25 protein-coding genes and 1 tRNA gene are annotated in these 23224 nt (G+C 60.8%); 13 read left to right on the top strand and 13 right to left on the bottom strand.

Annotation, left to right across the window (positions count from 1 at the left end; genetic code table 11):
• Positions 1–222 precede the first annotated feature (222 nt).
• The 3 genes from AC27VQ_RS19670 to AC27VQ_RS19680 all read right to left on the bottom strand — a co-directional run bounded on the left by AC27VQ_RS19670 (position 223) and on the right by AC27VQ_RS19680 (position 3286).
• Positions 223–1626, bottom strand: a complete 1404-nt coding sequence (locus AC27VQ_RS19670) for an anti-phage deoxyguanosine triphosphatase (protein WP_488717616.1) — start codon at positions 1624–1626, stop codon at positions 223–225.
• An 11-nt stretch (positions 1627–1637) separates the two neighbouring features.
• A complete protein-coding gene (locus AC27VQ_RS19675; protein ID WP_488717617.1) occupies positions 1638–1796 on the bottom strand; it encodes a hypothetical protein in 159 nt (52 codons plus the stop codon).
• A 92-nt stretch (positions 1797–1888) separates the two neighbouring features.
• A complete protein-coding gene (locus AC27VQ_RS19680) occupies positions 1889–3286 on the bottom strand; it encodes a hypothetical protein (RefSeq protein WP_488717618.1) in 1398 nt (465 codons plus the stop codon).
• A gap of 620 nt (positions 3287–3906) precedes the next feature.
• On the opposite strand from AC27VQ_RS19680, the gene AC27VQ_RS19685 reads away from it, so the two are divergent.
• Genes AC27VQ_RS19685 through AC27VQ_RS19705 form a run of 5 tightly spaced genes read left to right on the top strand, consistent with a single transcriptional unit; the run spans position 3907 to position 7226 of the window.
• Positions 3907–4269: a hypothetical protein gene (locus AC27VQ_RS19685; protein WP_488717619.1), complete on the top strand. Its 363-nt coding sequence runs from the start codon at positions 3907–3909 to the stop codon at positions 4267–4269.
• Positions 4266–5603, top strand: coding sequence for a nucleoside 2-deoxyribosyltransferase (locus AC27VQ_RS19690; RefSeq protein WP_488717620.1), 1338 nt, complete (start codon positions 4266–4268; stop codon positions 5601–5603). Before AC27VQ_RS19685 ends, AC27VQ_RS19690 begins: the two co-directional genes overlap by 4 nt.
• Positions 5600–6241, top strand: a complete 642-nt coding sequence (locus tag AC27VQ_RS19695) for a 7-cyano-7-deazaguanine synthase (RefSeq protein ID WP_488717621.1) — start codon at positions 5600–5602, stop codon at positions 6239–6241. Before AC27VQ_RS19690 ends, AC27VQ_RS19695 begins: the two co-directional genes overlap by 4 nt.
• The gene (locus AC27VQ_RS19700) at positions 6241–6891 is read left to right on the top strand and encodes a hypothetical protein (RefSeq protein ID WP_488717622.1); all 651 of its coding nucleotides are present in this window, start codon (positions 6241–6243) and stop codon (positions 6889–6891) included. The genes AC27VQ_RS19695 and AC27VQ_RS19700 overlap by 1 nt, the downstream gene beginning before the upstream one ends.
• The gene (locus tag AC27VQ_RS19705; protein ID WP_488717623.1) at positions 6834–7226 is read left to right on the top strand and encodes a hypothetical protein; all 393 of its coding nucleotides are present in this window, start codon (positions 6834–6836) and stop codon (positions 7224–7226) included. Before AC27VQ_RS19700 ends, AC27VQ_RS19705 begins: the two co-directional genes overlap by 58 nt.
• A 3-nt stretch (positions 7227–7229) precedes the next feature.
• On the opposite strand, the gene AC27VQ_RS19710 is transcribed toward AC27VQ_RS19705, so the two are convergent.
• Positions 7230–7715, bottom strand: coding sequence for a hypothetical protein (locus AC27VQ_RS19710; RefSeq protein ID WP_488717624.1), 486 nt, complete (start codon positions 7713–7715; stop codon positions 7230–7232).
• A 212-nt stretch (positions 7716–7927) separates the two neighbouring features.
• On the opposite strand from AC27VQ_RS19710, the gene AC27VQ_RS19715 reads away from it, so the two are divergent.
• Positions 7928–8170 (top strand): hypothetical protein, encoded by a 243-nt coding sequence (locus AC27VQ_RS19715; protein ID WP_488717625.1) that lies wholly within the window; start codon positions 7928–7930, stop codon positions 8168–8170.
• 281 nt (positions 8171–8451) lie between these two features.
• Entirely contained in the window at positions 8452–9012 is a 561-nt protein-coding gene (locus AC27VQ_RS19720; protein WP_488717626.1) for a hypothetical protein, read from the top strand.
• A gap of 29 nt (positions 9013–9041) precedes the next feature.
• On the opposite strand, the gene AC27VQ_RS19725 is transcribed toward AC27VQ_RS19720, so the two are convergent.
• The 3 genes from AC27VQ_RS19725 to AC27VQ_RS19735 form a co-directional block, all read right to left on the bottom strand.
• A complete protein-coding gene (locus AC27VQ_RS19725) occupies positions 9042–9512 on the bottom strand; it encodes a hypothetical protein (RefSeq protein WP_488717627.1) in 471 nt (156 codons plus the stop codon).
• Positions 9509–9823, bottom strand: coding sequence for a hypothetical protein (locus AC27VQ_RS19730; RefSeq protein WP_488717628.1), 315 nt, complete (start codon positions 9821–9823; stop codon positions 9509–9511). Before AC27VQ_RS19730 ends, AC27VQ_RS19725 begins: the two co-directional genes overlap by 4 nt.
• 288 nt (positions 9824–10111) lie before the next feature.
• Positions 10112–10188, bottom strand: a tRNA-Pro gene (locus AC27VQ_RS19735).
• A 148-nt stretch (positions 10189–10336) separates the two neighbouring features.
• Between AC27VQ_RS19735 and AC27VQ_RS19740 the strand changes: the two genes are divergently transcribed.
• From AC27VQ_RS19740 to AC27VQ_RS19750, 3 genes are all read left to right on the top strand, one after another.
• Positions 10337–10840 (top strand): MgtC/SapB family protein, encoded by a 504-nt coding sequence (locus tag AC27VQ_RS19740; protein WP_421591524.1) that lies wholly within the window; start codon positions 10337–10339, stop codon positions 10838–10840.
• A 210-nt stretch (positions 10841–11050) separates the two neighbouring features.
• The gene (locus AC27VQ_RS19745) at positions 11051–12787 is read left to right on the top strand and encodes a type I secretion system permease/ATPase (RefSeq protein WP_488717629.1); all 1737 of its coding nucleotides are present in this window, start codon (positions 11051–11053) and stop codon (positions 12785–12787) included.
• A gap of 10 nt (positions 12788–12797) precedes the next feature.
• Entirely contained in the window at positions 12798–14114 is a 1317-nt protein-coding gene (locus tag AC27VQ_RS19750) for an HlyD family type I secretion periplasmic adaptor subunit (protein ID WP_313529024.1), read from the top strand.
• 266 nt (positions 14115–14380) lie between these two features.
• Here the strand turns inward: AC27VQ_RS19750 and cysN are convergent, their stop codons facing one another.
• Genes cysN through AC27VQ_RS19765 form a run of 3 tightly spaced genes read right to left on the bottom strand, consistent with a single transcriptional unit; the run spans position 14381 to position 17616 of the window.
• Positions 14381–15868, bottom strand: coding sequence for a sulfate adenylyltransferase subunit CysN (cysN, locus tag AC27VQ_RS19755; RefSeq protein WP_488717630.1), 1488 nt, complete (start codon positions 15866–15868; stop codon positions 14381–14383).
• Between the two features lies 1 nt (position 15869).
• Entirely contained in the window at positions 15870–16823 is a 954-nt protein-coding gene (gene cysD, locus AC27VQ_RS19760) for a sulfate adenylyltransferase subunit CysD (RefSeq protein ID WP_313529030.1), read from the bottom strand.
• Between the two features lie 46 nt (positions 16824–16869).
• The gene (locus AC27VQ_RS19765) at positions 16870–17616 is read right to left on the bottom strand and encodes a phosphoadenylyl-sulfate reductase (protein ID WP_488717631.1); all 747 of its coding nucleotides are present in this window, start codon (positions 17614–17616) and stop codon (positions 16870–16872) included.
• A gap of 267 nt (positions 17617–17883) precedes the next feature.
• On the opposite strand from AC27VQ_RS19765, the gene AC27VQ_RS19770 reads away from it, so the two are divergent.
• Positions 17884–19002 (top strand): calcium-binding protein, encoded by a 1119-nt coding sequence (locus AC27VQ_RS19770; protein WP_488717632.1) that lies wholly within the window; start codon positions 17884–17886, stop codon positions 19000–19002.
• A gap of 56 nt (positions 19003–19058) precedes the next feature.
• Here AC27VQ_RS19770 and AC27VQ_RS19775 read toward each other — a convergent pair whose 3' ends face one another.
• Both AC27VQ_RS19775 and betA read right to left on the bottom strand, forming a co-directional pair.
• The gene (locus tag AC27VQ_RS19775) at positions 19059–19334 is read right to left on the bottom strand and encodes a hypothetical protein (protein WP_488717633.1); all 276 of its coding nucleotides are present in this window, start codon (positions 19332–19334) and stop codon (positions 19059–19061) included.
• Positions 19335–19391: 57 nt separating this feature from the next.
• Positions 19392–21044: a choline dehydrogenase gene (gene betA, locus AC27VQ_RS19780; RefSeq protein WP_488717634.1), complete on the bottom strand. Its 1653-nt coding sequence runs from the start codon at positions 21042–21044 to the stop codon at positions 19392–19394.
• Between the two features lie 88 nt (positions 21045–21132).
• Here betA and AC27VQ_RS19785 point away from each other — a divergent pair, with 88 nt between their 5' ends.
• Together AC27VQ_RS19785 and AC27VQ_RS19790 are read left to right on the top strand one after the other, a co-directional pair.
• Positions 21133–21378: a type II toxin-antitoxin system RelE family toxin gene (locus AC27VQ_RS19785; RefSeq protein WP_488717635.1), complete on the top strand. Its 246-nt coding sequence runs from the start codon at positions 21133–21135 to the stop codon at positions 21376–21378.
• A 6-nt stretch (positions 21379–21384) separates the two neighbouring features.
• Complete coding sequence (locus AC27VQ_RS19790) at positions 21385–21750, top strand: helix-turn-helix transcriptional regulator (RefSeq protein WP_488717636.1); 366 nt, start codon at positions 21385–21387, stop codon at positions 21748–21750.
• A gap of 10 nt (positions 21751–21760) precedes the next feature.
• Here the strand turns inward: AC27VQ_RS19790 and betB are convergent, their stop codons facing one another.
• Positions 21761–23224, bottom strand: coding sequence for a betaine-aldehyde dehydrogenase (gene betB / locus AC27VQ_RS19795; protein WP_488717637.1), 1464 nt, complete (start codon positions 23222–23224; stop codon positions 21761–21763).

Genomic DNA, 23224 nt, shown 5'->3' on the forward strand with positions numbered 1-23224 from the left:
TCATACTCGATGTCTTCGGAAGGGCGGGCCATCCCATAACCAACAGGCAGAGCTTCGGCTCCGCCATTTTTTGTTGTTTGCTTGGCCCAGGACCACGATCACCTGACAACACAGGGAGGGACATCATGTTTTCACGAATAGCCGCCGCCATTGCGCGGGTGATTGCCGCCATGGGTACCCTTGCCGGATAGGAGTTCCAAGATAGGTTCTTGTCTGAGCGACCTAGATCGGCTTGAAAATGCTTTCGGCCGAATCCGAACGAAGTCGCGCCCAGAACTCGATAGCATATCGATCTGTCATCCCGGCGATGAAGTCGCAGATATGGCGGGCCTTGAGTGCGTCGTCGTCTCCTGCATCCTGCACCTGTCTCCTGACATCGTCAGGCATCAGGAGATGGCCATTCTTCTTCTCGAGCGCGTTGAAGATATCCGTCACCAGTTCTGTGCCTCGATACTCACCGAGCTTGACACGGTTCGAATAAATCGTGGACATGTAGGTGTATTGCTTGAGTACCTCGACCTTGATACGGATTCCCTTCGTCAGAGAAACCTTCGACAATGCTGGAAATTCGTCGTCGACGACGAGCTCGACACCATTGATGAACTCGTGAACGAGTTCCGACGAAAGCCGAGTCCGCTTGGCGCTGTCGGCATTCAGGTCCTGAGAAGCCTGGATTGCGGTGATGAAGTTCGAGATATCGCCTTCTTCCAGACGTCCGTCGGCATCCTTACGTCCTGTCGCGAAAATATCGCTGAAAATTTCGACAAAGGTCGCCCGAACACGCGAGCTATCGATAGTTTCGCCGATGTCGTCCTTGATCTGCTCGTTCACTTCTTTCGCGACGCGATTCAGCAAGTCTTCGTCAGTCGCAAGGATAGTCGCCGGCGTGAGGAACCCAGCTTTGAGGCTGTCTTCCATGTCATAGACTGAATAGGCGATATCGTCAGCGATATCCATGATCGCGCATTCGATGGTCTTGAATTTCGCCTGCGGCGGCATGGTTTTGCCACCAAGGACCTTGCTCTTGATCTCGGCTACGATAGTGGCTTCCGACTTATAGTAACCCTTCACCAGCTTGGCGTCTTTGGCTCGCTTGAGCGGTATTTCCCTGTCGTATTTGAGGATCGCCGCCAGGGTTCGGAAGCACAGATTCAAGCCCGCCCGCAGGTCATCATCGACGGGCCTCTCGTACTTCACCTTCTTCTCGAGACGAGCGAGAATCCGCAAGGTCTGGGCGTTGCCCTCGAAGCCTCCGAAGTCTTTCATTTTAGCGTCGAGCGCTCGTTCGCCGTTATGGCCGAACGGAGGATGCCCGATGTCATGCACTAGGGCCGCCGCAGCGCATAGACGGCTGTCGATAAACCGCTCGTCGAGCTTCTCCTTGAACATGTGATTCAGGCGATCAGCGATCCCCTCGGCTATCTGAGCGACTTCGAGGGAATGCGTCAGCCGATTTCTGAAGAAATCAGACTCATGCCCCGGGAAAACCTGGGTCTTTCCCTGCAGTCGCCTGAAAGAGGCGCTGTGGATGATGCGCCCGTAGTCCCGGATGAACGGTGGCCGCCACGGCTCTTCGTTCTCGATTTCACCGTTCTGTCTCTGGCGGTCTTCCCCGGTATACATCATGGATCGCACTATCAACGACCCTGCGCTTGCGCCTGAGCTTGGGCCTGCTGGGCTTCCTTGCGCGCCTCGGATTCGCGCTTGAGCTCAAGACCCAGACGAACAGCTTCCCGGACACGGTCCTGGTTCACTTCAGCGGCGCGGCGCGCCTCCCGAACGGCTTCATATGCCATAGTATACCTCCTGTGTAAGCGCTGCCGACTACCCTTAACGAGCATGCGCAGAATTGGTTTACGCCCCGTTTTCATGGCCGGACGATTTCAGGCTACCGGGCTCCAAAGCGTGCCGGAACCCCCGCCTTTCGCAACACGTCGGCGAAATGGCTAGTAAGCCCGATTCTACGGTCAAGGATAACCCCGTTACCTGGCTCAAGCCTGGCGAGCAGCGTCCGGAGTGCCTCAAGGCCTGCCGATACTTCAAAATGTACCCACTCTTCCGCTTCGCCCGGAACGATGTAATCCCCATCGGTGACGCTGCCGCCACTGTGCAACTGGACGATCCACACGTCGTTTCCGTCGTGGACCCACTCGAACCTGGTGGGTCCTATGATCGCGCGAACCTCGGCGTGCAAGTCGCCGACCGCGGTTACGACGTGCGCAGGAAGCGCTTCGGCATCGACCTCACCGACCATCAATCGGTCGCCCGTGCCCTTCACGCCTTCGACAATGAGCTCGCCCGAAGCACTTTCGATAGCGGCACCCGACCAGACGGCGGGGACGCCGTTCTGAGCCAGGATAGACGAGATCGCAGTGCCGTCGGGGTCCTCGTCCTGAAGAAGACGGAACGGGTCCCTCCAACCTTGAGCCGTGGTGAACTTGCCCGGAACCTGCTCCCGGGGACTTGTCCTGATCCAGACCTCGTTGTGACCGGTGTCGCGGCCAAAGGAAAACGGCGCGACACGCCTGCCGACTACCGTCGTCCTGGGTACGCGCGTTCCGATGATGTCCGCTACGAGAAGGCCATATGCCTTGTCGCCGATCATCCGGCTGAAGTCGTTGGGCCAGTTCGGCTTGCCGGGCAGGATGGACGGAACCTCGTCGGAGTATTCCCAGAATACGACGTTGTCTTTTTTCCAACCCCGTGGCCTGGGATGCACGCTGAATTCTAGACGGCCAGCGCTCGCCTTGTCGAAATTCACGTCAGCACCGTAGACCATCTTGAACAGACGGACGGCCCATTCCGTCGGAAGGGTCGCGAAACCGGGCTGCTCGACGCCGCGCGGCGTCGTGTCCGGCCGGAACTCGACGACATCGCCCATCACGACGCCTGAAACGCCACCGTCGGAAACATCGATGGTTTCGTTGACGATCGAGAACGCACCCTCCTTCGAGAACCGCTTTATCGCATCGACAGCCTTCTCCACTGTCTCAACGCCGTAGATGAATTCACGGCTCTGCATCTGATGCACACTGAAGCTACGAACGTTCACAGTTCCCTCCGCACTGCGAGCAAACAACGCCTCAACCGCTTCTATCACCGAACCGAAAGGCGCGTTGGCCTCGAGGCCAGCCATACGATTGAACTGGAGCGTCGGGCCTTCCGAACCGGGAGCGAAGCTGACGAACTGGGCGACATTGAATCCGTCGGCCAGACGGTCGAGGGTTTCGTCCTTCCGGAAAACCATCACTTTGGCATCACGAGGTGCATTGTTCGGACCGACCAAAGCCATTTCCTTTACGCTGTAAAACCGCACTTCCCCACGGTCGCAATCCTCCTAGCACCCTACACCGATCCTTCGCCAAGACCAAATAGCGTTGGCGACGGCTGTTTACACTCTCCCCAACTTTAAGGTTACCCGACTTACAACGCCGTCAGCCGGGACGCCGGACATGGAAGCGGCGCAACCGTAGAAAAATTGCCCTCTATGTAGCTTTTCCATAAGAACATATAGTGAACATAAGGGAATTATTCAAGTGTCATATTTGAAGCTCCCCGGAGTTGATTAGGTAGATTTCCTTTCCGCCCGCACATCATAGTTTGGAACGCACCCACTCGAGACGCCAGACCGCTCCATCACCAACGTAGGGCCGAGAAACGCTAGTTTAGTGACATGGGGACGGGGGACCTGCGCAGCGTTTGACTTCGGCCAGTATGGGTCTGCCGAAGCAGCGAAAGATGGGAGTGGGATGTCCAAAAAGTAGCAGTGGCTTACCCGAGCAGCGAGCTGACCACCGCGGGTGGAATCGTGGGTGACCCCTGCTGCCGCATAAGACGATTGCGAAGACTGAAGAATCACTTCAGGTTGCGGTTCATTGCAATCCAGCCAGCGATGAAAGTTTCGACATGGGTAGTACGGGATCAAGCCGCTTCTCCGATTATTCCGGTTCCAAAAACACCGATGGCACAGGAGGCACCAGCGGCAACGACCGATGCCGTCAGGCCTTCTCATGCGATTTGGAAGAAGTCGCCCAGTGCGATTTCTACGCGACCACAGGTGCTGTGCCTGTAGTCAACACGATATTGACGCTGGTGCACGACGTCCGAATTTTCGCGGTGACCGCCGAGGGCGTCCGAGTGGGAGCTTTGCCGACGCCGTATAGCTATCTGGCTGGGTGCATGAAGGACGGCAACGATTACGTCGGCGTCGTCACCGCGTCGACGCTATCGCCGTTTCCCCAGGTGTCCGCAGACTTCACGGCTCGATGAACGTGGGAAGGGTCAACCCGGTCCTCCTGGTCGGCGAACTGATCGTCGACTATACGTCCGCGCAAAGCGGCCTACCGTCCAAACTGCGTCTTGGCGGCGTCGCCCACGCGGCGCGGGGTCTTTGGGCATGCGGAATTCCCTATGCGGTGGCCGCCATTTGCCCCGCCTACCTTGTCGAGGATGCCCGCGCCTTCCTCGCGGAGCATGGCTGCAAGGACCTTGTCTGGCTGGGGGACGTCTTGGGCTCTCCGAATGTCATGATCATCGGCGATGTCACGGAAGTCTCCGATCAGGGCTACGAAGACCTGCTGCGCGACCAAAAGTCCGTAAAACTCTTTGCGATCGGTGACAGCCTCAGGTCCTACGAAGACATTCTGGTTTTTCCGGGCTCCTACGATTTCCGTGAGATCGCCGGCCTCTTCTCCGACAGAGCCCGCTTAAGCTTCGATATCGCCTATGACGCTGAAGATTTTTCCATGCTCGAAGGGCTTGGCGACCGGTTGGGAAGCGTCATCATATCGACGTCGTCACCCTTTTTCATGAAAAGCGGGGCCGAAGACGTCACGCCGATGGTCGATGCCGTTCACAAGATCGGAGCTGAGGCCTTCCTCCTGAAGGAGAACCGCGGCGGGAGCAGACTGTTCAATCTGCGAACCGGGACAATAGAAGCGATCCCTGCCATTCTTTCGACGACGATCAACTCCGTGGGCGTGGGCGACGTCTATTCCGCGGCGATGGTGGGTTTCAGCGATCTCGGCTGGGAGGACGCGGCATGGCGGGGTGCTAGGGCGGCAACCTGCTATTCGCAGACCACGTACCCCGACGACTTCCGGCGGGATGTCGCAAGGGAGCTGAAGCTCTCCACCGACGAGTATAGGGGCCTTGGAGGCACGTTCCTGCCATGGCATGAAAGGCCTCAATTCCAGATATACCTCGCCGCCCCGGACTTCTCGTACATCAGCAAGCCCGAGGTCGACAGGGCGGTCGACGCCCTGAAGTACCATAACTTCAGCGTTCGCCGCCCGGTTCAGGAGAACGGGGAACTTCCTCTAGGAAGCTCGCCTTCTGTACTGCGGCAGACATTCGCGAAAGACGTCGCATTGCTGGACGACTGCGCCGTGGTCTTCGCCGTACCCTTGGAACGCGATCCGGGCACGCTTGTCGAAATCGGAATGGCGATGGCGCTCCGCAAGCCCGTCATCACGTTCGACCCTCGCCAGGAAAACAACAACACCATGGTCGCCGGTGGAAGCACGGGTTACTCTGATGACTTGGACCTCAGCCTGAACGCATTGTTCGAGATCGTTTCCAAACTGTGGGTAGGAAGATCGTGAAAAGCGCTTTGTTGCTCGCCTCCGGCGGCTTGGACTCGACGACGGTCGCCTACGACCTCGATCGGCAGGGGATCGACGTACATCCGGTGTTCTTCGACTACGGCCAGCACTGCGTCGAGATAGAATGGACCCGCGTGAACGAGGTCCTGCCGCCGCAGATGCGCAAACCGGAACGGTTCGACATTTCCGACATCTTCAGAGGCTCGTCGTCGTTGCTCATCAAAGAGGCTAACCTCTGGACGGATGATGTGAAGGATGACGACCTCTACGTTCCATACCGCACCATGCTGTTTTTTGCTGCCGCAGCGGCGCGAGCCCAGACGGTGGGCATCCTCGAGGTGTACACGGGTTTCATCAACAGCAACCACGCCAAGGAAATCGATTGCACCTCCGAGTTCATGAACAAGCTCGTTGGCTTGATCGACAACATCGGCCCCGTACGCTTCACCTCGCCCTTCCGCTACTCGTCGAAGGCCGACGTGGCCGAAGCCGCCATCCGCCTCGGCGTACCGATCGGTAGGACCTACTCCTGTCAGGCCGCGAGCCAATTTCCGTGTGGCGCTTGTCCGAATTGTGTTGAGCGCCTTCATGCGCTAGAGGACGCCGGTCTTTCGCACTCGAGGTCAAAGGTTGGATAATGCAGTCGTCGACGGTACAAATGCTGGTCGCTGCCCGTCGTGTCGCTGATTACGCGAAGGAATTGGGCGCGGATGCCGAAAGGCAGGAAATTCGGCCCGCCTACGACCATATGGGAGCGCTCGTCGCCGACTCGGTTCTACAGGCCGGATTGAACTACAAATCCGTCGTGCTGCCACGGATCAAGGCGATCCTCAATCTTTACCCCGATCTCAATCGGACCTCCTCGGTGTTTGAGCTTGTCGGCATGGGGCAGACGTCCGTTTTCCTGAACTGGAAGCATCCCGAGAAGGTCGGGCGTTTCGACGACCTGGTGACCTTCCTTTTCAACAACTCGGTCGAGCGCATATCGGACCTCAAGGACGCCCTATCCGATGCATTGTTCGTCACCGCGGTACGGGCCGTGCGGGGTGTCGGCCCCAAGACAGTGGACTACATGGGGTGCCTGGTCGGCGCGGATTCGATCGCTGTCGACCGCCACGTTAGGACCTTCGCCAAACGCGTCGGCGTCCTGGAAGACGACTATGACTTCCTCAAATCCGTATTCTGCTGCGCTGCTGATCTACTGTCACTGCCCCGGCGGGAATTCGATGCATGGGTGTGGAAAAGGGAGTCGGCCGCATCGATACCACAGATGACGTTCGCTTTTTGATCGATCAAATGTTTGGAGCGTTCGAGATTCTTGAGCATCCAGTTGGCGTTACCGAAGACGATGAGATCGCTTGGGGTTACACCAAGGCCGCCATCGCCGAAGGTGCCCGCATGAAAGCGAAGATCGGTGCGGATTCGCAGATTCCCCTCGAACTCTGGGTTCGCGATGTCGGTGCAAATTCGCTTCCGCGGGTGCTGTATCTGCCGCAAGTCGAGGTTTCCCCCTCGGGCGAAGTGGCATTCATCGGCGAAGATGATTTCAGCTCAGTCGAGTTCTCGGGTTCCGCTCTCGATACAACTGAAGGGCTGGGCTCCCTGCTTGATTTGGCGGCCTGATCGTCAAACCATTGCGGAGGTCGGTGCGACAGTTGTCAGGCCGAGACCCTTATTCCTTTGTAGGCTTGCAATCCTGCTAAGCCCCTCGTTGACCTCGGCAATGACCTTACTCAGATCATCGTCCCTCGGCACGTTGAACACTGATTTGTCTGCCAGTTCGTCATGATGTCGTGGATATCTGACGAGGAAGGATCGATAGAGACACATCTCAGCGTCTTCCAGTTGCAGCTTCAACCATCCGTCCAGATGCCACGCCCGCACGACTGTGTATGGTTGAAACCTATGCGTCGCATACGCGATCTTCTTTGGCTTCTGTGCACTGTGGTTCGTCAAGCGACCGTATATGCCGGTCTTTCCCCCGCGAATGCCGCCGACGCCAATCCTCACCTTGTCATCTCCAGCCGTCTGAGCGGAGCGAACGATATAGATGCCGCAAGCTGACCTATGTGTTTTCCAATCGTTAGTCGCATCTCTGATGGATTCTGGCATATCGCCTCCCAAGGTTGTTCTTTCGGATAGACACCATACAACTCCTAAACGTGAGGTTGACGCAGGACGATTTCCTCCCGGTCTCACGCGCCGTTCCAATGCTCTCCTGAAATCAGGGCCCGGCACGCGCAGACATCCTGATCAACCTCGCCTGGTTCGCCTACGAGCGCCGCCGCGCGGGGCGACCTACGGGTGAGAAAGGGGCGTCGGCCATGATCACCTGGATCACCTCGACATCGATCGGCAGGACCTTGCTGAAATGGACCGGCATCGCCGCGCTCGCGGTCGCCGGTTATTGGCGCATCTACGCCTCGGGCAAGGCGGCCGCCGAGGCCGAACGTGTCGCCGACGAACTTAACGCCAGGAAGGAGAGGGACCGTATCGATGACAAGGTGCTCAAAATGGGCGACGATGATGTTCGTCGCGAGTTGTCTCGCTGGGTGCGCAACGACTAGCGTCTGCGTGCCGATCAGGCCGACGCAGGAGGATGTCGATACGATGTCCATTGGAACAGTCCGGCAAATTACGGCGCACAACCTGTCCTGCGGGATCAGCCCTGATTTTCACCGGCCGTCTTGTGCGTCGCCGCCGATTGACGCACGATAATCGTAGATCGCACGCCCCTCAGACGTGGTGATCCTCCTTTCTTGGCTTAAACGGCGGGGCTTCGGCTCCGCCGTTTTGTTGTTTGCGCGGTCGACGGCCACGATCTCTTGACAACACAGGGAGGGACAACATGTTTTCACGAATAGCTGCCGCAATCGCTCGGGCAATCGCCACCATGGGCAAGGATTTTTGGTCTTCGTTACCTGCCATCGGCCGTACGATTGACGGCCTGGTCGAATGGCCGTTCAGGCTGCTGTTCGGCGGAGCCGAGCCGCCACCTCACTATGTTCCGACGATCACGAAGCCTGGCGTCATCGAAGAATTCAAACAAGCACGGCATGCTACGGCATCTCTGCATATCGTCGATCCGTCGGGTATAGATACGGTCCGCAAATTCTGCGCAGCACCTCGACATGTTCGCGCTGACATGGATATCAGTGCCGTCCCTTCTAGCGCCAGGGCGATGCTCCTGACGATGGGCGATGACGAACTGCACGCTCTCTCGAAAGCGGGGCCTGGCAAGATCAAGAAGTTCATCGACGGAAAAGACCATGAAATTCTAGGGGTTCCGGTCGTCGGCGTCCACGCGCCAACCCCCGCCTTCGATCGGTCCCCGCGGCCGTCGCTTGATCATCGGAGAACGCAGGCGCTTCTCAAGCGCGACATTGAGAACCGGTTCAAGCTCGGATAACAAGAAGCCCGCCGTGACGGCGGGCTTCTTCATTCTGGTTCGGGCGTCTCGTTTTCGAGGGTGACTTTTGCTTCCTTGTTCTCACGGCACAATCGAGCGAACGTCGTTGCCTGTTCCCTGACCTCGCTCGCTGGCGGTTGCGGCATTTGGAGGCCAGCGCCGCCGAGTGCGACGAGGAGGTCAGCGAAGTCGCGAAGACCGAGTTTTACGCACGCGACACGGGCGGACATGGTTCCCGAAGAGTACTGCTCGAGGATTGCTTTGGCTTTCGTGACTACGTCGTCCAAGTCGGTGCTCTCGCCGCGATCAAGCTCGCCCAGACCGATAATTGCATCCATATCTGCGATGACATCGTCGATATCTTCGACTTCTCCCGCCTCAAATTCCTGAATTCCTCGGATGACGGCGAGGTAGCGCTCATGATTATGCGGCTCCTCGTACGCGAGGTCACCGAAATGCTCCCTGAGGAGCTGCCATTCCTGTTCCGTGATATCGCTCATGCGCGCCCCCGTGCGGCCAGGACGTCGATGACCTCCTGGCGCTGTCGGCATGCTGCACGCAGGGATGCGACCTCTGCCTCAAGTTCGGCGACCATAACAACAGCCGTGCGGGCAATGTCTTCCATGTCGTCAGCCTGTGCCGTGGCGGCAGACAGGGCGTCGCCGTAGGCACGATTGTAGCGAGCCTCGCGGATCGCATCGCATCCCGCATTGATCGCATTCATCAGGCTCACAGCGCCGCCTGCGATGAGCATCATGCCTCCGAGGTTGCCCATCGCCGCCGTGTGAGCCGGGGAGCCGAAATTTGCCATCTGTGCCTCCGTCGTTTGTCTTCGACGGAATACATGCCGGGCTCGATGGACTCCGGCAAGTCGACGGGCTCGGAAATGGCGATCGAAGAATTAACGGAACAGCTGCATTAAATGGTGCTGCTTCAGCGATCCCGAATGAATTCTGGCCCTCTTCGGAGTGCCTTTTGATTCGGACAGGAATGACTGAAACTGGGAGTTTCTGTCAGAGTTTCTGTCGAAATTTCGGAGGAAGGGATGTCGGCGGCATTTCGGAATGCCAGTAAGTCATTGATTTTAATGACTTTTCGCTGGTCGGAGTGAGAGGATTCGAACCTCCGACCCCCACGTCCCGAACGTGGTGCGCTACCAGACTGCGCTACACTCCGTGACCAGCGGCGCCTCTATAGAACAGGGTTTTGCCTTCGACAAGCGCAAAATATCAAAAAAATCCGCGATCTTGGGGAAAGTGCTGGTGCGCCGGGAAATTTTTCTTCTTGGCGGGAACCGGTTTGCCGTTCTGCCGTTTGGAAGCCCATGGAACAGATCGCCGCCGAGCTCTTCGGAAAGACCGAAATTCCCTATCCCGTCATGCTTTTGCGCATGACGGGCGCCATCATTCTGGGGGCTGTCATCGGCGGGGAGCGCGAATATCGCGATCAGGCGGCGGGGCTGCGCACCCATATCCTCGTGGCGCTCGCGGCCTGCGTCTTCGCGCTGCTTTCCATCGAGAGCGTGCACATGGCCGGCTTTGCCGATGAGCAGGTGCGCATCGATCCCCTGCGCGTCATCGAGGCGGTCACGTCGGGCGTGGCGTTTCTCGCCGCCGGCATGATCGTTTTTTCGCGCGGCGAGGTCAGGGGGCTGACGACGGGCGCCGGCATGTGGCTTGCAGGCGCGGTCGGGCTTGCGGTGGGGCTCGGCTATTGGTTCCTCGCGGTCTTTGCAACGCTCGCCTGCTTTATCGTGCTGTTCATTCTCGGAAAAATCCGTTTCGCCAAGCCGAACGACGGTGACAGTTCGGTGCATAAACATGATTAAAATTATCATGTTTTCACGCCGTCAATCGAAATTCTGTTGCTTTACGAATAAATCGCGCCCTATACCGTCTCTCATCAAAGCCGCGCGTTAAACGTGCGCGCGGCTCCGTATCCGGCCGAGGGCGGCGGAGCGGTCGAGGGGCCTTCGCCGCTCGGACAACGGCCGGTTGCCGGCCGAACCTCCGGCGTCGAACTTTAAAGAGATATTCCCATGCGATCATCGGGCAAGTCCGGTGTGGACGAACTCAGAGCCGTGCTGAAGACGAGTGCCGCTGGCTTCCTCGCCATCGGCCTTTTCAGCTTCTTCGTGAACCTGCTCGTCCTGACCGGGCCGCTCTTCATGCTGCAGATCTACGACCGGGTGCTCGCCTCCCGTTCGGAGGCGACGCTGGTGGCGCTGACCGGCCTCATTGTCGGGCTCTATCTCATCATGGGCGTGCTCGACCATCTGCGCAGCCGCATCGCGGCCCGCATCGGCGCGCGCTTCCAGGCCCGCTTCGACAAACGCGTCTTCAACGCCGTGCTCGACCGCGCCACGCTGCACGCGCAGGGTATTTCGACGGTCACCGGCATGCGCGATCTCGATGCCATCCAGAAGGTGCTGTCGTCGCCCGCCGTCTTCACGGCCTTCGACATTCCCTGGACGCCGCTCTTCATCTTCGTCATCTTCACCTTCCACCCCTGGATGGGCATGCTCGGCGTCGTCGGCGGTCTCATCCTCGTGGGGCTCACCTGGCTCAACCAGAACGGCACGAAGGAAGACCAGGAGCGGGCGATGATCGCCGGCCGCCAGTCCGACGAGATGACCCAGACCTTGCAGAAGGAAAGCGACACGGTTCGCGCGCTCGGCATGCGCCGCTCTGTCGCCAGCCGCTGGCAGCTGCTGCGCGACAAGGCGCTGGAAGCCAATATCCATTATTCCGACAGCAACGGCTTCTATTCGATCGCTTCGAAGACCTTCCGCGTCTTCCTTCAGTCGGCCATTCTGGCGCTCGGCGCCTATCTGGTGCTGAAGAACGAAATCACCGCCGGTGCGATGATCGCAAGCTCCATCATCATCGGCCGCGCGCTCGCCCCCATCGAGGGCGCCATCGGCCAGTGGGCGCTCATCCAGCGCGCCGTGCAGGGCTGGCGCCAGCTCTCCGAGCTTCTGGGCCGCGTGCCGGAGGAAGACGCGCGCACCGCGCTGCCGAAGCCGCGCGCCATCCTCGATGTCGAGCAGGTCACGGTCGTGCCGCCGGGCGAGAAGGTCGCGACGGTGCGCATGCTGAGCCTGGAACTGCGCCCCGGCCAGGCGCTGGGCGTTATCGGCCAGAGCGCGTCGGGCAAGTCGACGCTGGCGCGCGTGCTGACCGGCATCTGGCCGCCCGCCGGCGGCAAGGTGCGCCTGGACGGCGCCTCGCTCGAACAATACGGCACGGATGGACTTGCCGACCATGTCGGCTACCTGCCGCAGGATGTCGTGCTGTTCGAAGGCACGATTGCCGAAAACATCGCCCGCATGGCGCTCGATCCCGATCCGATGAAGGTCGTGGAGGCGGCCAAGAAGGCCGGTGCGCATGACATGATCCTGCGCCTGCCCGATGGCTACGACACCAGGCTGCCGGCCATGGGCGGCCGTCTCTCGGGCGGCCAGAAGCAGCGCGTCGGCCTCGCCCGCGCGCTCTATGGCGATCCGGTTCTGCTGGTGCTCGACGAGCCGAATTCCAACCTCGACGCCGAGGGCTCGATGGCGCTCAATCTCGCCATCCGCAACATGAAGGCCGAGGGCAAGTCGATCGTCATCATGGCGCATCGCCCGGCGGCGATCGAGGAATGCGAGCTCATCCTCATCATGGAAAACGGCCAGCGCCTGGCCTTCGGTCCGCGCGACGACGTTCTGCGCGCGCATCTGCGCAACCATACGCAGGTCGTGGCCGGCACGGGCACCGGCGGCAGCAACAAGTAAGGACAGGACCATGGTTCGGGAAACAGGCTCCAGGGACAGAAAGTGGAGCAGCCGCCGCTATGCGATCGCCGGATATACGACGGTCTTCGTGCTGCTCGGCGGCATGGGCGCTTGGGCGGCGCTGACGCGCATCAACGGCGCGGTCGTCGCGGCCGGCATCATCGAGGTCGCCGCCAACCGCCAGGTCGTGCAGCACCTGACGGGCGGCGTGGTGGGCGAGATCCGCGTCAAGGAAGGCGATACGGTCAAGGTCGGCGACGTGCTGATGCGCCTCGACGACACGTTCGACCAGTCGGAACTGACCGTCATCGAAGGCCAGCTCTACAGCCTGCTCGGCACGGCGGCGCGGCTTCAGGCCGAACAGGACGACAAGACGGAGATCACCTTCGATCCCGATCTCCTCAAGGCCGTGGCGACCAATCCGGAAGCCGCCGAGATCGTCACCGGCCAGAAGCGGCTGATGGCGGCACGCGCGGAGACCCGTGACAAGCAGGCCGCGCAGCTTCAGGAAAAGAAGGCGCAGATCGCCAAGCAGAATGAAGGCCTCGAAAGCCGCATCCAGGCGCTGGAAACTCAGGTCAGCCTCATCGGCAAGGAGCTGGATGCGCAGAACAAGCTGCTCGCCCAGTCGCTGACCAATGCCAGCCGCGTTCTCGCCCTTCAGCGCGAGGAGGCGGAAATCCGCGGCACGATCAGCCAGGCCCGCTCCAACATCGCCGAAAACACCGGCCGCGTCGCCGAAATCGAGATAGCCATCCTCAACATCCACTCGACGGTGCGCGAGGAGGCGACGACCTCGCTGCGCGAGATCGAGGCGAAGATCGCCGAGCTCAAGGAGCGCCGCAACGCCAAGCTGGAAACGCTCGGCCGCATGGACATCACGGCCCCCATGTCCGGCGTGGTGCTCGGCATGCAGGTCCATGCGCTGCGCTCGGTCATCCGTCCGGCCGATCCGCTGCTCTACATCATCCCGCAGGAGCAGGACCTCGTCATTTCCACGCAGATCTCGCCGACCCAGATCGACCAGGTCCATGTCGGCCAGATGGCGCATATCCGCTTCGGCGCCTTCGACCATCGCTCGACGCCGGAAATTTTTGGCCATGTCACGAAGGTCGCCGCCGACGTGCTGTCCGACCAGCGCACCGGCGCCACCTTCTACAAGGCGGAAATCAAGCCGGAGGCCGGCGAAATGGCCAAGCTCGGCGACAAGCACGTCATGCCCGGCATGCCGGTCGAAACCTTCATCCAGACCTCGGAACGCTCACCGCTCGAATATCTGGTCAAGCCGCTCGCCGATTACTTCGCCAAGGCATTCCGCGAACGGTAAGTCCGCTCTGCGGAACCAGTCCATCGAAGCTCAAAGGGCGCCACGGCGCCCTTTGTTATGCCTTGCTCAGGGAACAAATTCACCCCTCGGGCATTCCTTTTCCAACAGTCAAAGGGAAAGGAAACTTCAATGGCTCGGGCTTTGATTCTCTGGTTGATGGGCGTTCCGCTCTTCCTCGTCCTGTTGCTCTGGTATTTCTTCTTCTGAGCAAAGACGACAAACAAAAAGGGGCCTTGCGGCCCCTTTTTACGTTCCTGTGGCGGCGATTACTCGTCGAGATCCGCAAGGATTTCCGCAGCCCGGCCGGCGCTGGTGTGGCGCACGTCCACATCGTGGCGGCGGTCGGCGAACAGTTCGGTTGCCATGATCTTTTCGGCGAGATCGGCCGGCAGCGAGAGCAGCACGCGCTGGTCGTCCTTGTGGATGCCGCCGAGTTCCGAGCGGCGGCCCGAGATCATGCCGCCGGCCACCGTGTTGTTGGTGTCGGGATCGATCAGGATGAAGGCGCCGGTCGTGCGGTTCTGCTCGTAGGTGTCGAAGATCGCCTGTTCGTCGAAGGTGAGGTGCACCTTGCCGATGGCGTTCATGCCGAGCTTGTCGGCCGAGGCCCATTTCGAGGTCTTCAGGTCGAGCTGGCTGATCGGATCGACGGTGACGCGCTGGCGGCGCGAGCCGCTCTTCAGCCAGTAGCGCTTGCCGGGCTCGATGCCTTCCGGCTGGAGCGCGACGAGCTGGGCGTCGAAGCCGCGGCCGGTCATCGGCTGGCTGTCGATGGCGACGATCATATCGCCGCGCGACACGTCGACCTGGCGGTCGAGCACCAGCGTGATGGCGTCACCCGCGACGGCGGCGTTGCGCACGAGGTCGAAGGTGACGATCTTGGTGACGTTGGCGACCATGCCCGATGGCAGGATGACGACCGAATCGCCCGGCTTCACCGAGCCGCCGGCAACCGTGCCCTGATAGCCGCGAAAACTTTCGCCCGGACGCGAGACACGCTGCACCGGCAGGCGGAAGCCGACCGTCTGGTTGGAGCGGGTGGTGGCCTTTTCCAGCGTCTCGACCAGCGTCGGGCCTTCATACCAGGGCATGGAGGCGCGGCCGTCATAGACGACGTTTTCACCCTTCAGCGCCGACATCGGGATGGCGGTGATCTGCTTGACGCCGAGTGTCAGCGCGAATTCCTTGAAATCGTGCGTGATCTTTTCGAAGCCGGCGCGATCGTAGTTCGTCAGGTCGATCTTGTTGATGGCCAGCACGAACTGGCGGATGCCCATCAGCGCGGCGATCGTGGCATGGCGGCGGGTCTGTTCGAGAATGCCGGCGCGGGCATCGATCAGCAGAATGGCGAGATCCGCCGTCGAAGCGCCGGTCGCCATGTTGCGGGTATACTGCTCGTGACCGGGCGTATCGGCGACGATGAACGAGCGGCGGTCGGTCGAGAAGTAACGATAGGCGACGTCGATGGTGATGCCCTGTTCGCGCTCTGCCTGGAGGCCGTCGAGCAGCAGCGCGAAATCGGGCAGGCCGAGATCGTTCTGCTTGCCGCTGTCGCGGTGCAGCGTTGCTGCCTGGTCTTCCTTGACGGCCTTGGTGTCCCAAAGCAGGCGGCCGATCAGCGTCGACTTGCCGTCGTCGACCGAGCCGCAGGTGATGAGGCGAAGCGGGCGCGAGTCACGGATTGCTTTAGCCGTTTCGAGGGCCGGTTCTTCCACGGTGAAAACCTCGGCGGTTGCGGTGGCGGAAACGGTCATCTCAGAAATACCCTTCGCGTTTCTTCTTTTCCATGGAGCCGGACTGGTCGCGGTCGATCGCGCGGCCCTGGCGTTCGGAGACAGTGGCAGTCTCCAGCTCGGCGATGACGTCGTCGAGCGTCGTGGCATTGGAGCGGATGGCGCCCGTCAGCGGGAAGCAGCCGAGCGTGCGGAAGCGGATGACGCCTTCCTGCTTCACTTCGCCGGGCAGCAGTTCGAGGCGCGGGTCCTCGGCCAGGATCATCATGCCGTCACGCTCCACGAAGGGGCGTTTTTCCGCGAAATAGAGCGGTACGATTGGGATATCCTCGGCCTGGATGTAGCGCCAGATATCGACCTCGGTCCAGTTGGACAGCGGGAAGGCGCGCACGCTCTCGCCCTGGCGGATCATGCCGTTATAGACGTTCCACAGTTCCGGGCGCTGGTTGCGCGGATCCCAGCGATGGTCCGGCGTGCGGAAGGAGTAGATGCGTTCCTTGGCGCGCGAGGCCTCCTCGTCGCGGCGCGCGCCGCCGAAGGCCGCGTCGTACTTGCCGGCGTCGAGCGCCTGGCGCAGCGACTCGGTCTTCATGATGTCGGTATAGAGCGCCGAACCGTGGCTGAACGGCGTGACGTTTTCGGCTGCACCGCGCGGATTGACGTGCTCGATCAGGTCGAGATCGTATTCCTTCACGATATTGTCGCGGAAGGCGATCATCTCGGCGAACTTCCAGCCCGTGTTGACGTGCAGGAGCGGGAAGGGCACGCGGCCGGGATAGAAGGCCTTGCGGGCAAGATGCAGCAGGACCGAACTATCCTTGCCGATCGAGTAGAGCATCACCGGACGCTCGAATTCGGCGGCGACTTCGCGGAAGATGTGGATGGCTTCGTTTTCCAGCGCCTTCAGATGCGGATCGAGCGGCGGCTTGTGCGGTGCGTTCTGCTTCGCTTCCGCTTCGTGACGGGTATCGGACATGAAAACTCTTACTCCGGATGGGGTGCCTTGGGAGGGCTTGTTCTGGTCAGGCCGCGCTGGGGGCCGGGATGGTTGTGGCGTCGGCGACGTGCAGGCCGCATTCGCGCTTCTCGTCGTTTTCCCACCACCAGCGGCCGGCCCGTTCGGGCTCGCCCGGCTTGATGGCGCGCGTACAGGGTTCGCAGCCGATCGAGGGATAGCCGCGGGCATGCATCGGGTTGATCGGCACGGCATGGTCGGCCACATAGGCCTTGATGCGGTCGATGTCCCAATCCGCCAGCGGATTGATCTTGATCAGGTTGCGCTCGGCGTCGAACTCCGCGAACGGCGTGTCGGCACGGTTGCCGGACTGGCCGCGGCGCAGGCCGGTGATCCAGAAGGATGCCCCTTCGAGTGCGCGCGCAAGCGGCTTCAGCTTGCGCACGCCGCAACAGGCGTGGCGGGCTTCGACGCTGTCGTAGAAGCCGTTGAGACCGTACCGGGCGGCATAGGCGTCGATGTCGTCCTGTGCGGGCACATAGCGGGTGATGCTGATGCCGTACTGGCCCTCGGTGTCGTCGATGAGATCGACGGTCTCCTTGAAGAGGCGGCCCGTCTCCAGCGTCACGACGTCGATGCCGAGGCGATCGGTGCCGATGGCGGCGGTGATCACCTGGTCCTCGATGCCGAGGCTGGTGGTGAACACGGCGCGCCCGCCGAGCTCGGCCACGAGCGAAAGACGCCCTGCGAGGTCGAGATTGGCGAGCTTGTCATTGAGGGCCTGCGCGGTGCCGTTTCCGGTGAGAGCAGTCATTCTAATCCATAGCCTTTGCGAGAAGTTGCCGGATTATCGCAGGCCGGTCTCCCTGAAGACAGCAAAACGGATTTCCAAAGTTTCAGCGGAGGAGCAAATATCTCTCTTTCCGGCGCTTCCGGCAGAAATCCTGACGCCTCGGCATGGCCGCAAAACTTCCCGAAAAAACTCAGCAAAGAAACTTGACAAAAAAATTCAGATTTAATAGCTGAGTTTTGTATTCAAGTTTATAGCGGGCATCGGGCCCGCAGGGAAGGACTGGGGACCATGGCCATCACGATTACCGCCAACGACGCCAACAAGGACGGCAAGGGCATCGACTTTTCCGCCTATCTTTCGAATTTCAACAAGACCTTCACACGCGCAGGCTACGGCGGCTTCAACAGCTCCGACCCGATGGCGATGAGCGGCACGCAGTACTATTCGAACGACGCCAGCAAGTACGGCGTTGTGCTGACGTCGGGCAAGACGGCGTGGAACTACAACATGTCGACGCACAAGATCACCGGTTCGCTGAACACGGTGGAGTTCGGCAATTCGATCGCCCTCGACAGCAAGACCAATACGTTCAAGATGACTTCCGACGTGAAGATCACCGGCCTCGGCGTGACCGATACGACGCTCGGCGGCCAACTTCTCAGCGACATCATGGGCGGCAAGTCGACGACCGCGGGCGCAACGACCAGCCTCGTGAATATCCTTAAAGCCAACTCGATCGATTTCCACGGCAGCACGGGTGCTGACAGCTTCGCCGGTTACAACAAAGATGATACGCTCTCGGGCGGCAACGGCAATGACAAGCTCTATGGCAATGGTGGCAGCGATACTCTGCGCGGGGGCAATGGCAACGATACGCTGTACGGAGATTCCGGCAAGGACAAGCTCTACGGTGACGCCGGCAATGACAAACTCTATGGTGGCACCGGTAACGATACCCTTTCGGGCGGCGACGGCAATGATACGCTGACCGGCGGCACTGGCGCGGATACGCTACGTGGCGGCAATGATGACGACTTCCTGTTCGGTTATTCCGGCGATGACAAGCTATACGGCGATGCCGGCAACGACACGCTTTCGGGTGGAGCCGGCAAAGACACGCTCGATGGCGGCCTCGGCAACGACATCCTGTCCGGCGGCGTCGGTGCCGATACCTTCATCATCAAGTCGGGCCAGGGCCTCGACCGGATCACCGATTTCGAAGCTGGCAAGTCCGGCCTGGATGTCGTTCAGCTCGACAAGGCCGTGCTGAAGAACTTTGCCGACGTTCTCAGCCATGCCACGGAAACGCGTGCGGGCGATCTGGTCATCAAGTATGGCGCAGGCTCGATCACTCTCGAGGGCATCGCCAAGGCCGACCTGCTCACGAGCGACTTCCTGTTCGCATAAGCCGCCCAGACCTCCGGGTGCTTCAGAAAGCCGGGCGCAAGCCCGGCTTTTTGCTGTCAGGGACTGTGGTCGGGGTGCAGGACGAGATCGCCCCAGCGCGTGTGCCACAGATCATCCTTATCGACGATGACAAGCTTGCGCCGGTGGATATCGCTCGCAACCATCTGCCGGGCGCTGGCGAGCGCGTCCTCGACGGGCAACGGAATGGTGTCCCGCGCCTGCACGGGATCCGTGATGAAGGCGCAGGGACCGGCAATGCCGTCGATCAGCGTGATGACGAGATCGGTTTCAGCGCTCACATGGTGGCGTGAAACCTTGTGGTAGATGAGCATGGGCTTCCTCCGGAAATGCCGGCCTAAACCCACGCCAATCCCAATCGTTCCAAAGATTTAGCGGTCGCTGACCGCCGCGCGCGGATTGACCCACGGCTCCTGGTTGGAGCGGGCGAGCGGTTGCCTGCCCAGGATGTGGTCCGCTGCCTTCTCGCCGGTCATGATCGATGGCGCGTTGAGGTTGCCATAGGTCACATGCGGGAAGATCGAACTGTCGGCGACCCGCAGTCCGTCGACGCCGATGACGCGGGTTTCCGGATCGACCACCGCCATCGGGTCGCTTGCCGCGCCCATGCGGCAGGTGCCGGAGGGGTGATAGGCGCTTTCCAGATGCTCGCGCAGGAAGGCATCGATCTGGTCGTCCGTCTGCACCGTCTCGCCCGGCTGGATTTCCGGCCCGCGGAAATCGTCGAAAGCCTTCTGGCCGAAGATTTCGCGGGTGAGGCGCACGCAGTGGCGGAATTTGATCCAGTCTTCCTCGTGGCTCATATAGTTGAACTTGATGACCGGATCGGCCATCGGATCGGCGGAGCGCAGGGTCACGTTACCGCGCGACTTCGACAGATTGTAGCCGACATGCACCTGGAAGCCATGGCTCTTCGCCGCCGCCTTGCCGTCATAGGAAATGGCGACGGGCAGGAAGTGATACTGGATATCCGGCTGCTTCAGCCCCGGTGCGGAGCGCAGGAAGGCGCAGGCCTCGAACTGGTTGGAGGCGCCAAGCCCGCCCTTGGAGAGCAGCCATTGCGCGCCTGCCACGCCCTGCCAGAACCACGGCAGCCAGGAATAGAGCGAGACCGGCTTGGTGGAGACCTGCTGGAAGTAGAATTCCATATGGTCCTGCAGGTTGGCGCCGACGCCGGGACGGTCCACCTTCACCTCGATCCCCATGTCCTGCAGGTGCTGCGCGGGGCCGATGCCCGAGAGCATCAGCAGCTTCGGCGAGTTGAAGGAGGAGGCCGAGACGATGACCTCCTTGTTGGCCCTCACCACCTCGATCTTGCCGCCGCGCTCGATCTCGACGCCGACGGCCCGGCCGTTCTCGATGACGATTTTCCGCGCGAAGCAGCGCACCAGCGAGACGTTCGGCCGCTTCAGGGCGGGGCGCAGATAGGCGTTCGCCGCAGACCAGCGCCGGCCGTTGTAGATCGTCTGCTCCATCAGGCCGAAACCTTCCTGCTTGGAGCCGTTGTAATCCTCCGTCGTCTCGAAACCGGCCTGCTGGCCCGCCTGAATGAAGGCGTGGAAGAGCGGGTTCGTTACCGGCCCACGGCGCACATGCAGCGGCCCGTCGGTGCCGCGCCAGCCGGCCTCACCGCCCAGTGATGTCTCCAGCCGCTTGTAATAGGGCAGCACGTCCGCATAGGCCCAGCCTTGTGCGCCAAGCTCTTCCCAGCGATTGAAGTCTTCCGCATGGCCGCGCACATAGACGAGACCGTTGATGGAGGACGACCCGCCGATCACTTTCCCGCGCGGTGCGGTGATGCGCCGGCTGTTGAGGTTCGGCTCGGGCTCGGAGAGGTAGCCCCAGTTATAGCGCTTCATGCTCATCGGCCAGGCGAGTGCTGCCGGCATCTGGATGAACGGCCCGATATCCGAGCCGCCATATTCGAGCACCATGACCCTATGCTTGCCATCCTCCGAGAGGCGATAGGCAATGGCCGAGCCGGCCGAGCCGGAGCCGATGATGATGTAGTCTGCGTTCTGCATGGCGTCAGTGCCTCGTGCGGCGGTCGTGATCATAGTCAATCGCGATGTCGCTATTGATAGGAATATCGCTAATTGCTATGATGCGTTGATGAAGGAAATTCGCTTCCGAAGGGCTGCCGATCAGGCGCTGCAGCGTATGCAGCCCAAGAGGAGGGCCGCAATCCTCGATAAGCTTCGCGCTTATGCGCGGGGTGAGGTCGTCGATATCAAGAAAATGAAAGGCCAGCCGTTCTTTCGTATCCGCGTCGGCAGTGATCGCGTCATCATCGATGACGAGGGAACCGTTGTTATGGTGATCGATGCGGGACCGCGTGGCAGTATCTACAAGGAGTAAAACCGGATGGGCGATATCCAGAGGTTGACCATTGATGGCAAGTCCTACGTCCTCCTCAGTGAGGAGGATTACGAAGACCTCATCGACGGACTGCGTGCGGAAGCCGTCATGGCCGGCGTTCGTGCCGGCGAGGAAACGTGGCCGCTGGAGCTTGTCGAAGCCAAGTCCAACGGCGAAAATCCCGTCCGTCTCTACAGGACGTATCGCAAGATGACGATAACCGAACTCGCCGACGCAGCCGGCATCTCCCAGCCCTATCTTTCCGAGATAGAGGCTGGCAAGAAGACCGGCTCCGTCGACGTTCTGAGACGTATCTGCAAGGTGCTTCGCATCGACCTCGAAGACCTTTTCGTCAACATGACGGACGACTGAGGCGCCCATCTCAATACGGCGCCTCGACCTTGCCCATCGACACGTAAACCGTCTTCAGCTCCGAATAGTGCTCCAGCGCCGCCAGCGAGTTTTCGCGACCGAAGCCGGATTGCTTGGAGCCGCCGAAGGGGATTTCCACGGGGGCGAGGTTGTAGGCGTTGATCCACAGCGTGCCTGCTTCCAGCTGATCGACGACGCGGTGGGCGCGGGTGATGTCGGAGGTGAAGACGCCGCCGGAGAGGCCGAATTCGGTGGCGTTGCCGCGCTCAATCACCTCGTCCTCGTGATCGAAATCGAGCACGCACATGACGGGGCCGAAGATTTCCTCGCGCGCGATGATCATGTTGTCGGTGACATCGGCAAAGACCGTCGGCTGGATGTAATAGCCTTCGGCCGAAACGTCGTTCGGAATGCCGCCGCCGGTCAGCAGCGTCGCGCCCTCTGCCTTGCCCTTCTCGATATAGTCCATGACCTTGTCGCGCTGGGCCTTGGAGACCATCGGGCCGAGCTGGGTCGCCTCGTCCATCGGGTCGCCGATGACGATTTTCTCCGTACGTTCTTTCAGACGAGACAGGAACCTGTCCTTGATGCCCTTCTGTACGAAGACGCGGGTGCCGTTCGAGCAGACCTGGCCGGTCGAATAGAAGTTGCCGAGCATTGCGCCACCGATGGCGCTTTCGAGATCGGCGTCGTCGAAGACGATGAGCGGCGACTTGCCGCCGAGTTCCATCGTGACGTGCTTGAGATCGGAAGCAGCAGCGCCCGCCACCTTCTTGCCCGTCGGCACGGAGCCCGTCAGCGAGACCTTGGCGACATCCTTGTGATTGACGAGCAGCGGCCCGGTCGAGCGGTCGCCCTGAATGACGTTGTAGAGGCCCTTCGGCAGGCCGGCCTCGATCAGGATCTCTGCGATCTTGAGCGCGCCGAGCGGGGTGTTTTCCGAGGGTTTGAAGACCATGGCATTGCCGCAGATCAGTGCCGGCGCGCCCTTCCAGCAGGCGATCTGCTGCGGATAGTTCCAGGCGCCGATGCCGACGCAGACACCGAGCGGTACGCGCTTGGTGAAGGCGAAGTCCTGGCCGAGCGGGATGTAGTCGCCGTTGAGGCCGGCAGCCGCGATGCCGCCGAAGAATTCGAAGGCATCGGCGCCCGAGGTCGGGTCGGCGACGATGGTTTCCTGGATGGGTTTGCCGGTATCGAGCGTTTCGAGTTCGGACAGCTCGCGATTGCGCTCGCGCATGATCTCGGCGGCGCGTTTGAGGATGCGGCCGCGCGCCGTCGGGCTCATCGCGGCCCATTCCTTCTGGGCGCGCTTGGCGGATGCGATCGCATTTTCGACGATCGCGGGCGTTGCCGCATGGAGCTTGGCGATCACCTCGCCGGTGGCGGGGTAGAGGCTTTCGAAGGGCGTGCCGGCTGTGTCTTCGACATAGTCGCCGTCAATGAAATGCGAGGCTTTGGGTTGGGCTCTCAT

It is taken from the genome of Shinella sp. 20P9.1.1 (genome assembly GCF_057798995.1).